This window comes from uncultured Streptococcus sp. (genome assembly GCF_938036805.1).
Classification (GTDB): domain Bacteria; phylum Bacillota; class Bacilli; order Lactobacillales; family Streptococcaceae; genus Streptococcus.
Map to the genome: position 1 here is coordinate 1 of NZ_CALHWC010000145.1, position 13,937 is coordinate 13,937.

A 13,937-nucleotide genomic window follows, 5' to 3' on the forward strand; every position below is an offset into this window, starting at 1 on the left:
CCGTTTCCTTGGCAATATCGACAGCTGTATCAACAGAAATACCCACATCTGCTACTTTCATAGAAGGCGCATCATTGATGCCATCGCCCATGTAGCCAACCTTATGACCATTGGCCTTAAGCTGGAGGATGATCCTAGCCTTTTGGTCAGGTGAGAGCTTGGCAAAGACTGTCGTGTTCTCCACTGCCTGACTCAATTCCTCATTAGATAAAGCATCTACCTCTACACCTAGCAAGATATTTTCTACATCTAGACCAACCTTTTCACAGACTGCCTGAGTAACCTTTTCATTATCGCCCGTCAAAATCTTAGTAGCAACACCGTACTCAGCCAAGGTCTCAATAGCTGGAGCCGCAGATGATTTAGGTGGGTCCAGAAAGGCTAGATAGCCCGTCAAAATCATGTCGGACTCATCCTTCACTTCATAGTCGTAATCTTCTTCTAAGTCTGACTTGTAACTAACGCCAAGCACGCGCAGGCCTTGTTCATTGAGTTGGGCCACTTCTGCGAGGATTTCCTGACGAATTTCATTAGTCAGTTCCGTAATGCGATTCTTGTATTCTACATAGCTAGAGATGGCCAGCATTTCCTCCAAGGCTCCCTTGGTCACCATGCTGATGACATCCTCATCATCCTTGACGATGACACTCATACGGCGGCGTTCAAAGTCAAAAGGCAGTTCATCAATTTTCTTAAAGGTTTGGTCTAAATCACGGACAATCTCATGCTTTTCTGCTTCTTTCTCCGTCCTGTTAATAATGGCCCGATCCATGAGATTTTTGAGACCGGTTTGATAGTAGGAATTGAGAAAGGCCCGGCGGAGCACTGCCAAGTCCAAATTACCGTGAATATCCAACGGGTATTCTAATACAATCTCGTCTTGGGTCAGTGTGCCTGTCTTATCCGTACAAAGGATATCAATAGCTCCTAGGTCTTGGATGGCATTCAGCTTTTTAATCACGACCTTTTCCTGAGCCATGATAATGGAGCCTTTAGCCAAGCTGGCCGTGATAATCATAGGCAGCATTTCTGGGGTCAGGCCGACTCCAACGCTGAGGGCAAAGACACCTGCTTCCAACCAGTCGCCGTCTGTCAGACCGTTGATAAAGAAGACAACTGGCACCATGACCAGCATCAAACGAATCAAGAGCCAAGAAATGCTATTCATCTCGCGTTCAAAAGAGGTCGGCTCATCATAGGTGTTCAGTGTCTGCTCAATGGCTCCCATCATGGTCTCGTCACCAACCACCAGCACCAGAGCCGTAGCTCTCCCAGAAATAACGTTGGTTCCCATAAAGGCCAGCGACTCTGTTTCTAAAAGGCTATCAAAGTTTTGCCCATCCGCCTTGTTCAAACAGAGCTTTTCTACTGCATCACTTTCCCCTGTCAGGCCGGACTGCTGAACAAAGAAATCACGTGAATCCAGCAGCAAGACATCTGCGGGAATCATGTCTCCAGCACTAAGCTTGATGATGTCTCCTACAACAAGCTCATCAATCGGAAGCTCCTGCTCTGCTCCTTCTCGGATAACCGTAGCTGTGTTGACAATCAGCCGAGATAGATTGCTAGCAGCGCGGTCGCTCCGCAATTCCTGAACAAAACGAATGCCTCCGGAAATCAACACCAGAACGACAATGATGATGGAAGTCGTCGGATCTTCCTCACCGGGCTTTGCCAGCCAGACATTTGTCACTAGGGACACCAGAGCAATCACCAGTAAGATGACTGTAAAGGGGTTAATAATAGATTCGTAAATTTTCTTGAAAATAGAGTCTTCCTGCCCCTTCGTAATGACATTTTCACCATAGAGATCACGATTTTCTTCGACCTGCTCTTCTGTCAGGCCACGAAAGGAAGTCTTGTAAAATGCCAAAGTTTCTTTTATAGGAAGCTGCAAAGCTGCAACTAATCTTTCTTTTACTGTTTTCATTGGTTTCTCCTTTATGTATGATTGATAATTTTCATACACAGAGACCAATCACTTTATGAGGACAGAACGACACAAATCAGCGATTGGCTGTGTATGTGCGGTTCCGGATGATCGTCAATTTGCATCGTGCTGCTCCTTTCTTTTATTCTTGATTTGCAGGAAATCAGCTATTTACATACTTAAACTACTTTCAGCAAAAAAGAAGACCCTGCCAATATCGGCAGGGTTGTTTGCATGTCAGGTTATTCGCTTCATTATTTTAAACATATAGAAAGCAAATATTTACCGTTCAAGCTTTAACTCCATAAGGCGATGTAATGAACTTAGTCTTGACCTTGGCGATCAGGACTGTTGACCAACGAGTAGTGTCTCCACTGCTTTGCGGTAGTCATCCGTATCCTTATGGTAGCCTCACCTACCGATTTACACTCTTACTATACTCCACTTTAAAAGGAATGTCAATAAAGAAATGTGTTTTTAGTTTATTTTGGCAAAACTGCCGCAATCCGTCGACAAATCTCTTTAATCATGGCCTTCGGCGCAGCTGTGTTGAGACGAGCATGTCCTTTGCCCTCTTGACCAAAATCACTTCCTTGATTCAGGACGACTTTAGCCTCTTCTCGCAGCAGCTGGAAGAGCTGGTCATCTGTCAGGCCATAAGCTGAAAAGTCCAGCCAAACCAGATAAGTTCCTTGAGGTTTCATGACCCGCAGACGCGGTGCTTCCTTAGCAAAATAATCGACAACAAAATCAATATTTTCTTCTAAGACAGCCTTAAGCTCCGTCAACCAAGCTTTACCATAACGATAGGCAGCTTCTGTCGCTAGAAATCCAAGACCTGAAATTTCATGCTGGTTATTGGCCAGTTGGCGCTTTTGAAACTGCTGCCGTAGGCTAGGATTCTCAATCACTGCATAGGAATTTTTGGTCCCAGCAATATTAAATGTCTTAGTCGCACTGGCTAAAATCAAGCTGAAGTCCTTAAAGTCAGGCGAGACTGTATTGAAAGACTGGTGTTTATGGCCAAACAGCGTCAAATCTTGGTGAATTTCATCTGAGACCAGGAGGACGCCATACTTTTGGCAGAGGCGACCAATTTTCTCTAACACTTCCCATTCCCAAACTCGACCTCCGGGATTGTGCGGATTGCAGAGCACATAAATCTTGACTTCATTGTCTACGATGTCCCGCTCCAGCTGCTCAAAGTCAATCTGAAAGAGACCGTCCTGCTCCACTAAAGAATTTGTAATCAGCCGACGATTGTTGAGCTTGACACTGCGGGCAAAAGGCGGGTAAACAGGAGTATTGATCAGAACGGCATCGCCTTCCTTGGTAAAGGCTTGGATAGCCGTTGAAATAGCAGGAACAACCCCTTCTATAAATACCAAGGCTTCCCGATCAAAAGTATAGCCATGCTCATCCCGCTCCCAAGCTAGAACGGCATTGATCAACTCCTCACTAGCATAGGTATAGCCATAGACTAACTGATCAGCGTAATCATGAACAGCTTGCTTGATTTGAGGCAGGACTTCAAAATCCATGTCCGCAATCCAGGCTGGCAGGACTTGACTGTCTTTCTCCGCTTCTTTCCATTTATAAGTATGCTGACCAATCCGATTGGGTGCTGTTTCAAAGTTATAATTTCCCATATTAGTCCTCCAAGGCTGCGCGTAAATCGCCTACCAAATCTCGACTGTCCTCAATGCCAATCGACAGGCGCAGCAAATCATCAGTCAAGCCATAGGAATGACGCACTTCAACAGGAATATCTGCATGAGTCTGGGTCGTCGGATAGGTAATCAAACTCTCTACTCCACCCAAACTTTCCGCAAAGGTAAATACTTTCAGGCTATTTAAGAGATGAGGAATCTTGCTTTCATCGACAACTTTAAAGGAAATCATGCCGCCCTTACCTGGATAGAGAACCTCTTTGACCGCAGGAGATTTCTTCAGAAAAGCGACTACTTCTTGCGCATTCTGAGTAGAGCGCTCCATGCGGAGAGCCAGTGTCTTGAGACCGCGCAAAAGCAAATAGCTGTCAAAAGGCGACAGGACTGACCCAGTTGTATTGAGGTTATAGAAAAGCTTGTCATAGATAGCAGCATCATTGGTCATGATGGCTCCAGCTAAGACATCATTGTGCCCGCCCAGATACTTAGTTGCAGAGTGTAGGACAAGATCAGCTCCATCCTCCAGCGGTCTTTGGTAAATAGGACTGTAGAAGGTATTGTCCACAATGACAGCTGCTCCTCGCTCATGAGCCACTTGGGAAATGCGGGCAATATCAAACTCCACCATAAGAGGATTGGTCGGTGTCTCGATATAGACAATATCTATATCCTCTGTCAGATTATTCAGTAGTTCTTCTTCTGTATTGGCATAAGTAAAGACAAAGCGTCCTTCTGCTTCAGCCTGGGCAAACCAGCGGAAAGAGCCACCATAGAGATCTCGAACAGCCAAAACCTTACTGCCGACTGGAAAGGCGCTAAAGGCCAGCACAATAGCCGACATTCCAGAGCTAGTTGCTAGGGCATAGTCTGCACTTTCGATAGCAGCTAGAGTCTCTTCCAGGCTAGCCCGCGTTGGATTCTTGGTTCGAGTATAGTCATAACCTGTGGACTGGCCAAACTCTGGATGCTGGTAAGTCGTTGAAAAATGCAGGGGGGTTGTTAAGGCACCCGTTGTTGTGTCTGTCTTGACTCCCGCTTGAGCCAACAAGGTATTTAATTTCCGTTCTTTCTCCATCTAACCGTTCCTCATTTTTTAAAATATTCTACCTTTCTATTGTAACATCTTAAGAAAATCATGAGCTTTTTTCTTTTCAAGAGCCAGCTATAGTCTGAAACTATAGAGTAACAATTCGCGAAAAAAGAGCCGCTGAACGACCCTTCGTTTCTTATTTTATTCTCAAGCGTTGGCGCAAACTATCTGCCTTTTGTCCGATAAAACGGTCTATGAGCCGAACCTTGAGAGACAGTACGATATAGACAAGCATTCCGACTCCTCCAACGGCAGCGACATAGATAAAGCTGTACATCCGATTAGTTGGCTGGAAGATAAAGCTTAGTAGATACTCGACAAGCAGAACCAAGATCACCATGGCAATTGTGAGAATCATACTCAACAGCAGACGCTTCAAAAGGTTCTTAGGATTCAAGCCAACAACCTTGCGAATTTCTCTAAACATGAAGAAGATTGGCAGTAAAAGACCGACGGTCGTTGAAATCAAGGGACCATAAGCATGGAAGAGATTGATCATCGGCACCTGTAGGCTGAGCTTGACAAGGACTCCGTAAAAGAAGTAAAGAATGGCCTTCTTATTTTGGAACAGGGCCTGAATCATCGGAGCCAGAACTGTGTAGGTGCTGAGAATGATGGTTTGCAACATGGCGCAGATGAAGAGTCCCAAGGCCAGACTATCGGGCTTACCATAAAAAATGGTATAAAGTGGACTGGCTACCATGACCGCTCCCACCGTTGTTGGAAAGATAAAGAAGAGCAACATGCTAAGATTATCTTGCACTAGGCGAGCACCTGAGCGAAAGTCACCCTTGACATAATTTTCGGTCAAGAGAGGAATTCCGACACCACCGATAGAAGTTGCCACCGCAATTAAAATCATGGTGATTTTATTCGGATTAGCTGAGAAGTAAGCGAATTGTACCAAGAGCTCTGATTTCGTGTAGTCGCTAATCTGGGTCATGATATTGATAAAGGTCGCTTGGTCAATGATCTGGAAAAGCTGAATGGCAGAGCCTGTAATGATGAAGGGAATAGCTTCTCGTATAGTATCCCAAAGGAGGGAGCGGCTACTAATTCCCGCAGATTTTTTTGGCTTTCTCAAGATAGAGCGGAGCATACCCGTTTTTGCTAGATAGAAAAGTAAAACGAGCATACTTGCCAGCATCCCGACAAAAGCAGCAAAGGTAGACTGGGTAACAGCTTCAACATAGTCACCTGAACCGATTTTCATAATGAAATAAGCCGTCAGTAGCATCCAGATAACCCGAATCACCTGCTCCGAAATCTGGCTGATCGCATACGGTTTCAGATTGTTAAACCCTTGGAAGAAGCCTCGAATGACACTCATAGACGGAAAAATGAGCACAGCCCAAGACAAACTCTGCATAACTGGAATCAAGTCAGCCCCGCCACCAGACATTGAGGCAAAAACTGGTGCCATCAAGTACATGATGACTGCAAAGATCAGCCCCAATACCAGCATGAACTTGAGGAACTCTCGAATAAGGGCAAAGCTGTGTTCCTCCTTGTCAATCGTATTGTACTTAGCAACCTGCTTGGCAACAGCCACCGGCACTCCTGCTGTGGAAACCAAAAGGAACCAAGCATAGATATTGTAGCCCATGGTAAAGAGACCATTGGCCTCTGCCCCGTGCTGGCCCATCCAGATGTACCAAGGAATGATATAGACAGCCCCAAGAAGGCGGCTGATAAAATTACTAGCAGTCAGCCAGGCAGTGCCCCTTAGCATTTGCTGCTGCTGGCTTGTTGTTTCATAGCTCATAGAAAACCTCTTCTATTTGTTCTTCTTTTATTATAAACTTTTCCTTGCCTCTTGTAAAACATAGCCTTTAGGTTTACAATAGAGATATGATAAAAATTGAAACTATACTAGATATTTTAAAAAAAGACCAGAATTTTCGTGAAATCATCGCTGATGGACGTTACCACTTCAACTATCAGGGCTTAACCTTTGACAAGATTAGCTATGATAGTCGTCAAGCTGATAGCAGAACCCTCTTTTTTGTCAAGGGCGAGCAGTTCAAGCGGGAATTTTTAGAAAAGGCTGTAGCAGCTGGGCTAGGTTTTTACCTGAGTGAGACTGACCTAGAAGTCGGAATTCCAGTGCTTCTGGTCAATGACATCAAACAAGCCATGAGCCTCATTGCTATGGAATTTTACGCCCATCCAGAGCAAAAACTCAAACTTTTGGCCTTCACTGGTACCAAGGGCAAGACCACATCGGCTTATTTCGCTTTTAATATTTTAAAACAAAGCCATAAACCAGCCCTGCTTTCTACTATGAATACCACTCTGGACGGCAAAACTTTCTTTAAATCAACCCTGACCACTCCTGAAAGTTTAGACCTCTTTGAGATGATGGCCCAGGCTGCAGCCAATGGTCGTACCCATCTCATCATGGAAGTATCCAGTCAAGCCTATCTTAAAAAGCGAGTCTACGGCCTAACCTTTGATGTGGGTGTCTTCCTCAATATCAGCCCTGACCATATCGGCCCGATTGAGCATCCAACTTTTGAAGACTACTTCTACCACAAGCGACTCTTGATGAACAATAGCCGAGCTGTTGTCGTCAATAGTGGCATGGATCACTTTCAAGTTTTGGCTGAGCAAGTGGCCAACTATGACCACGACTTCTATGGAGCAGACTCCGCCAATAGCATCCTGCAATCGCAAGCCTTCTCCTTTGAAGCGCAAGGGAAGTTGGCTGGTTCCTACGATATCCAGCTGATTGGTCGCTTCAATCAAGAAAATGCCATAGCTGCTGGTCTAGCCTGCCTACGACTTGGAGCTTCATTGGAAGATATTCAAGCTGGTATTGCCCAGACACGAGTTCCGGGACGCATGGAGGTCTTGACCCAGTCAAACGGTGCCAAGGTCTTCGTAGACTATGCCCACAACGGCGACAGTTTGGCTAAGTTGCTGTCCGTCGTACAAGAACATCAAAAAGGACAGACGGTACTTGTGCTAGGAGCCACTGGCAATAAGGGAGAAAGTCGACGCAAGGACTTTGGTCTCCTACTCAACCAACACCCTGAAATCAAAGTCATTTTAACCGCAGATGATCCAAATCGTGAAGATCCGATTGCTATCGCAAAAGAAATTGCTAGCTACATCTCCTTTGAAGTGGATATGATTGCTGACCGAGAGGAAGCTATCAAAAAAGCCCTCAGCCTGACTAGTGCTAAAGGCGATGCAGTCATTCTAGCTGGTAAGGGAGCGGATGCCTACCAAATCATCAATGACCAAAAGGTTCCCTATCCTGGTGATTATGCACTGGCAGAAAAATACATATAAAAAAGGACTTTCAAGTCCTTTTTTATTATCCATTCCACATCACTAAGACATAGAGCAAGCTGCTGCCTACCATATCAGCAAAGGCATGTGCCAAAAAGAAAGGCAGCAAGTTTTTAACCTTGTATTTATAAAAGAAATAATAGAACAGACCGAAGACCACGCCAATCAGAAAAGCAGAGACTAGCCCCTGATAGGTATGGACAGAAAAGCGAACTAGTGTTGAAAAGGCTAAAACCCACCATTTGCTCTCTTCTTTTACTGATGTGAGCAAGCCCAAGAAAAAGAATTCCTCATAGACACCATTGAAGAGAGAATAAAGAATAACGACAGGTCCCAAGGCAGCGAGTTTGCGAAAAACTTCGACAAAGGTCCAGTCGATATGCTGCAAGATTTCTAAGTCAAAATAATTATAGGAACCGACTAAGGCCGCTATTACATCAGAAGTCAGACCGACAACTGCAAAAATCAAGGGCGCCCACATAATGGACCAAGACAAGCGTAATTTCAGCTGTTTGAAATCATAATGACGGATACCTAGATAGAGCAGAGCCAGCACCAGCAAGAAAACTTGCAATTTCAAATTACTCAGTAAAGCCAAACTTTCATCTTCAGGTCTAGGTACGATTGCTTGTCCCGCAGAGCTGACCGTGGTGAGCCAATTTACTGTTGAGGAGTAAATAAATTGGCCAAACATAATGGCGGCTAAAATCAACATATCGAACCATCTAAGGTTCTCCAGTGGTTGCTCGGGATAGATTTTTTTCAACATCGTCATCCATATTCCTTTCCCAAATTCTATATACTACTATAGCACAGAATATGGCAAAATGACAGATGGGTCTGTCTAATTTTTCTTTATTCAAAAAACTATCAGTCCAATTGGAACACTAGGCGCTCCTTGTCAAAGCTAGCCTGCAACTCATACTTACCAGACTCATTCTGACGAATATAGCCTAAAATCACCAGACTATCGACAAAAATATCTCGGCGCTTCTGCAGGAGCTCATCCTTGCGGACATACTTGAGGAGGAAAGTTGTCATATACTTGAGGGCATACTCTGGATTCACATCTCCCAAGACAGCATAGAGAGGCTGCTGTGCCTCAGATAGCGGATACTGATGCTGCATTTTATAGAAATAATTGGACAAGGTCAGCTCATCCCTTTGAAAATCGGTCTTTTCCAGTAAAATAGCAGCGTTTGTTTGATTAGCAAGCAGGGTTTCAAAGCGCAAATCCAGAAATTCCTGATAGATCGGACTATCATCTCGGATAAAAACTTCCTGATCCAAAGATAGATTTCCTAGTTTCTCCAAAAGCGGGACTTGCTGATAATAGCGCTTATTCTCCCGCCGAATATAGCCCGCCTTGATACATTCCTCCATGAAGCGATCTAGATTGGTAAAGCCCGCAAATTCACGTTTGATTTCTCTTAAAATCACATCATTATGCTGATCCAGATAATTAATTAGTTTTTCAAATAAGGGCTGTCGTGTCAGCCGAGTCGGATTGAGAATTTTAATCATGGAGCTCTCCTTTAAAAATGAGCTTGGCTGACTGAGCCAACTGACTGGGATTGGTTCCAGGATGTCCTACGGGCACTGCTAAGCCCAATTCCTCATAGTAAACTTGCCAAAAATTAAAAATCAGGTTTTCCTCATCTCCAAACTGCATGGGAATGGTCTCAAAAATTGGCAAAATCTGAGCAATATATTCCGAACAGTAAAAGCCCTCGCTCTCAGGATAGAAACTAGCATTATAGGGCTTGCCCAGATGGGATTTGGCTTCTTTAAAGGCGGCAGAGACATCTATCTCTGGATAAGCAAAGACATGATAGGTGTCCTCTTCTACCAAAAACTGGCACAAAGGCTGCTGGTTCACTCCCTTGTCCTGCGTCGCATGGTAAATATCACCATCAAAGAAGATACCCACATGACTATAGGAGCCCGTCGCTGTCCGAATCGCTGCTGCCATATCCGATTGCCCGACTGTGAACAGCAGATCACCATTTTGTAAATCTTGAATCTTCATTTCTCTCGTCTATCAAAAAAGGAGCCGAAACTCCTTTACGTGTGCGGAAAACCAGTGTTTCCTATCTTTTAGTTGTCATTTAAGCTATTAAACATTAAAACTTTCAGTCAACTGAGGCACCACTTGTTTCTTACGTGAAACGGCACCAGCCAAGAAAGCATGATTGTTTTCAAGTTTAAAGTTGAAGGCTGCTTCTACCTTGTCCATATTAGCACCAAGTGCAAGGATTTCTGAGTTTGAGTTCACGATATCTGTAATCATCAAGACAAAGTCAGAATAACCATTTGCTTCATTAGCTGCTTGCATTGCTGCTTCGATTTCTGCTTGACGCTCCAAGACCTCAGCGATATCAACAGTATTGACTTGGGCAACACGGACATTGTTTCCGTTGAGTTCAAAAGTCTTGGCATCAATGTCGATCAATTCTTCAGCAGATTTGCTTGCCAAGTTAGTACCAGCCTTAAGCATAGCCAGACCGTACTCTTCCAAGTTAACACCCGCCAATTCAGCCAATTCTGGTGCAATAGCTTTGTCAGATGGATGGGTTGTTGGTGATTTCAAAAGAAGAGTATCTGAAATCAAACCAGATAACATCAAACCAGCAAGCTCTTTAGGAACTGCCACACCGTGCTCCTTGAACATACGGTAAACGATAGAAGAAGCAGATCCAACTGGCTCCAAGCGCATGTAAAGTGGGCTTGCAGTCTCAAAGTTGGCTACGCGGTGGTGGTCCACAACGCCATAAACTTCCACTTCAGCAATATCTGACACTGATTGTTGGAATTCATTATGGTCAGTCAAGATGACTTGCTCAGCGCCTTCTGCTTTAGCAGATGTGATCACGCGCGGCGCTTCTACTCCAAAATAATCTAAGACAAAAGCTGTTTCTTCATTTGGCGCTCCAAGTGCTACTGCTTCTGTATCCAAACCGTAAGCTTCACGCGCTAGGTAAGCAAAAGCATAAGAAGACCCGATGGCATCTGAATCAGGATTTTGATGACCGAAAACTAAAATTTTAGACATGATGAACCTCTTCGTTTTTAATAATATTTATTCCACTTATTTTACCACAATTATGGGCATTTCTCAAAAGCAGAAGGACATTTTCTTGAGAAAAATTGCAGTTTTGCAATAGAAGCTAAAGCTGAACCTTCAAAATAATCAGTCAATCTTAACCTTCTACACAAGCATTATCTTCGATGAATGTCCTCCAGAAGAAATGCTTGCCTTATCATTTTTATTTCCTGTAAAAGAACAAGAAATTTTTTATAAAAATCGAGGCCGGGACAAAAGTCCTAGCCTCTCAATTGTCTTTGGATTGTCGAGCAAGACGCAGTGGTTGAGTGGGCTCTACTAGGCTGATTTCATCAGCTTTTACAGCCCTACTCAACTGTGCGGAGGTGGGACGACGAAATCGAATTCTAACGAATTACCGATTTCTGCCCCACTCTCTGGAAGATTTATCAATTTAAGGATATTGGCAATTGTCACTATTGCTTAAGCGACTGTCTTTTCTCACGCTTAGCCAAAATAGGCAAGATGACTCCCAAACTGATCAAGACAATCGGAGTCAAGATATTTGTCATCAGAGAGAAGCGCCAACCTGCTGGATCCGTTGCGTAGTCTACCTTAGGAACCATTCCTAAAATACAAGCAAAAGCTGTGAAAAGGAAGCACCAAGCTCCAATAGCAAAGCCGACTTTTGGATTTTTAGTAAACTTGTACTCTGCATCCTTGTACTTCTTCCAAGCTTTATTGAGTAACATATAAGCCACAAATACCCAGAGATAACGCATGGGCATAACGATGGAGTTAAGATTAGTCATCCATTTAACCAAACCATCAATTTCCTTGATTCCAAAAATTGGTAGGACAATCAGGAAGCTTACCAAAATCCCTGTCAGGATATAACCGTTAATCAGTACACCTTTTGATGTCCGCTTGCGTAGCCAGCTTGGAACAAATTCCTCATCGGCATTATTGAGCAAGATTTGCAGAGGCGCATCAATAGAAAAGGCCAAGGCCGCAATCTGTCCGACCATATTGGTCAGGGCATAGATAACTACTAGCACATTGCCTACACCCCAGTAATTACCCAGCATTTGGAAGGCTTGATAAGCACCGTTGCGCATCAAATCTTCAGGAATATTGCTACCGTCAAAGAGCATACCCATGGCTAGAGAGCCTAGAATAGCAGAGGCTCCAACCATGATAGCCATGATGATCATCCCTTTTGGAAATTCCTTGGCGGGATTGCGTGTTTGGTTAACGTAAGGCGAAATCTTTTCAGCCCCACCGACTGCAAAGACTAAGAGCGAGATAGTCGTAAAGTATGAAAAATCAAAATTAGGAATGTAAGTGCTAAGCTTGTCCATATTAGCCGTTGCGAACTGCATATCCGGCTTGATAAAAGGCGCACCGACCGCTAATAGAACAAAAAGGAAGGACATAATCAGCATCGCACTTCCAGCCAAGCCCCCAATCACTTTAAGTGTGGACAGCCCCTTGGTGGATAAGTAGAGAAAGGCACCGAAAATCAGCAAACTAAGAATAACAATCCAGTGAATATCAAGACTGCTCAAAAAATCGCCATTTCCTTGGATGGCCCATCCTAAAGGAATCAGAACTCCCTGTGGCTTTTGAGCCAAGTAGGGAATATGCACAACCCAGTAAGTCCAAGCTGCAAAATAAGCCAAGCGCTTGGTAGAAGTCTTCTCCACCCAGTCGCTGACACCACCTCCGCTTTCCTTGAAAGTCGAGCCTAGCTGCCCCACGATGAGGGCATAAGGAATAAAGTAAATGGCCAGGATAAGAATCCAAGAAACAACGACCGAAATCCCTTGTTGGGAGTAGTTGTTGACCACATTTCCCAGACCCCAAACCATATTAAAGGCAATCAGGGACACCATCAGCCAAGTCAGCTGGTTCTGATCTTTTTTCATCATTCATCTCCTTTGAATATAAAATAAATAGCTACATAAAATTATACCATGTTTTTATATTTTTGTAACCGTCTTCAGCATATTTTGTCCAAAAAAAGAGCTACCCGTAGGTAGCTCAAATTCTATTCTTAAAGTGAGTTCACATCAACCTTGATACCAACACCTTGAGTAGTTGTGATAGTCAAGTTTGTTACGTAAGTTCCTTTAGCTGTAGCTGGTTTTGCTTTTTGGATTGTTTCGTTGAACGCTTTGAAGTTTTCAACCAATTTTTCAGCTTCAAATGATACTTTACCGATGATTGCTTGAACGTTACCTGCACGGTCAGCACGGTAAGTGATCTTACCACCTTTAGACTCTTCAACTGCTTTAGCAACATCCATTGTTACAGTACCAGTTTTAGGGTTTGGCATCAAGTTACGTGGTCCAAGGACACGTCCAAGACGTCCAACAAGAGCCATCATGTCAGGTGTAGCGATAACTACGTCGAAGTCCAACCAACCGTCGTTGATTTTTGCAACAAGGTCATCTTCACCAACAAAGTCTGCACCAGCAGCTTTTGCTTCTTCAGCTTTTGCACCACGTGCGAAAACAAGAACGCGTGAAGTTTTACCAGTACCATTTGGCAATACCATTGCGCCACGGATTTGTTGGTCAGCTTTTTTAACGTCGATGTTCAAGTTGTAAGCAACTTCTACAGTTGCATCAAATTTTGCAAAGTTAGTTTCTTTTGCAAGTGCTACAGCTTCTTCTACACTGTATGCTTTTGTGCTGTCGATTTTCTCAAGAGCAGCACGAAGTTGTTTGCTTTTTTTAGCCATTTTCTATTCTCCTTGTAAGTGGTTCAATCGATTTTCATCTCCCACGTCACTTCTCGAAATGATGAAGTCTTGCGGGTTATATTGGGGGTGTTATTGATTAGTCAACAACAGTGAATCCCATAGAACGAGCAGTACCTTCGATCATACGCATTGCAGACTCA

The 13,937-nt window shown here is 43.9% G+C and carries 11 protein-coding genes, 1 pseudogene and 1 riboswitch; of the genes and pseudogenes, 1 reads left to right on the forward strand and 11 read right to left on the reverse strand.

What is annotated here, in order from left to right:
- The 4 genes from mgtA to Q0191_RS05910 form a co-directional block, all read right to left on the reverse strand.
- The coding region (mgtA, locus tag Q0191_RS05895) for a magnesium-translocating P-type ATPase (RefSeq protein ID WP_297664695.1) at positions 1–1,930 on the reverse strand (1,930 nt) is incomplete at its 3' end.
- A 273-nt stretch (positions 1,931–2,203) separates the two neighbouring features.
- Positions 2,204–2,360: riboswitch (M-box (ykoK) riboswitch) on the reverse strand.
- 52 nt (positions 2,361–2,412) lie between these two features.
- On the reverse strand, positions 2,413–3,579 hold the full coding sequence (locus Q0191_RS05900) for a MalY/PatB family protein (RefSeq protein ID WP_297664697.1): 1,167 nt from the start codon (positions 3,577–3,579) through the stop codon (positions 2,413–2,415).
- Position 3,580: 1 nt separating this feature from the next.
- The gene (locus Q0191_RS05905) at positions 3,581–4,675 is read right to left on the reverse strand and encodes a cystathionine gamma-synthase (RefSeq protein WP_297664699.1); all 1,095 of its coding nucleotides are present in this window, start codon (positions 4,673–4,675) and stop codon (positions 3,581–3,583) included.
- Positions 4,676–4,826: 151 nt separating this feature from the next.
- Positions 4,827–6,455, reverse strand: coding sequence for a polysaccharide biosynthesis protein (locus Q0191_RS05910; RefSeq protein WP_297664701.1), 1,629 nt, complete (start codon positions 6,453–6,455; stop codon positions 4,827–4,829).
- Between the two features lie 86 nt (positions 6,456–6,541).
- Between Q0191_RS05910 and Q0191_RS05915 the strand changes: the two genes are divergently transcribed.
- On the forward strand, positions 6,542–7,987 hold the full coding sequence (locus Q0191_RS05915; protein ID WP_297664703.1) for a UDP-N-acetylmuramoyl-L-alanyl-D-glutamate--L-lysine ligase: 1,446 nt from the start codon (positions 6,542–6,544) through the stop codon (positions 7,985–7,987).
- A gap of 25 nt (positions 7,988–8,012) precedes the next feature.
- Here Q0191_RS05915 and Q0191_RS05920 read toward each other — a convergent pair whose 3' ends face one another.
- The 7 genes and pseudogenes from Q0191_RS05920 to Q0191_RS05950 form a co-directional block, all read right to left on the reverse strand.
- Complete coding sequence (locus Q0191_RS05920; protein ID WP_297664705.1) at positions 8,013–8,762, reverse strand: CPBP family intramembrane glutamic endopeptidase; 750 nt, start codon at positions 8,760–8,762, stop codon at positions 8,013–8,015.
- A gap of 95 nt (positions 8,763–8,857) precedes the next feature.
- Positions 8,858–9,511 carry a DUF1803 domain-containing protein gene (locus Q0191_RS05925; protein ID WP_297664707.1) on the reverse strand — a complete coding sequence of 218 codons (654 nt, stop codon included), beginning with the start codon at positions 9,509–9,511 and terminating at the stop codon, positions 8,858–8,860.
- Positions 9,504–10,016: a YiiX/YebB-like N1pC/P60 family cysteine hydrolase gene (locus Q0191_RS05930; protein WP_297664709.1), complete on the reverse strand. Its 513-nt coding sequence runs from the start codon at positions 10,014–10,016 to the stop codon at positions 9,504–9,506. The genes Q0191_RS05925 and Q0191_RS05930 overlap by 8 nt, the downstream gene beginning before the upstream one ends.
- Positions 10,017–10,103: 87 nt before the next feature.
- Positions 10,104–11,039 carry a manganese-dependent inorganic pyrophosphatase gene (locus tag Q0191_RS05935; RefSeq protein ID WP_297664711.1) on the reverse strand — a complete coding sequence of 312 codons (936 nt, stop codon included), beginning with the start codon at positions 11,037–11,039 and terminating at the stop codon, positions 10,104–10,106.
- Positions 11,040–11,506: 467 nt separating this feature from the next.
- A complete protein-coding gene (locus tag Q0191_RS05940) occupies positions 11,507–12,958 on the reverse strand; it encodes an APC family permease (RefSeq protein ID WP_297664713.1) in 1,452 nt (483 codons plus the stop codon).
- 128 nt (positions 12,959–13,086) lie between these two features.
- Positions 13,087–13,776 (reverse strand): 50S ribosomal protein L1, encoded by a 690-nt coding sequence (gene rplA / locus Q0191_RS05945; protein ID WP_001085675.1) that lies wholly within the window; start codon positions 13,774–13,776, stop codon positions 13,087–13,089.
- Positions 13,777–13,873: 97 nt separating this feature from the next.
- Positions 13,874–13,937: pseudogene (locus Q0191_RS05950) on the reverse strand (50S ribosomal protein L11); the annotation flags it as partial.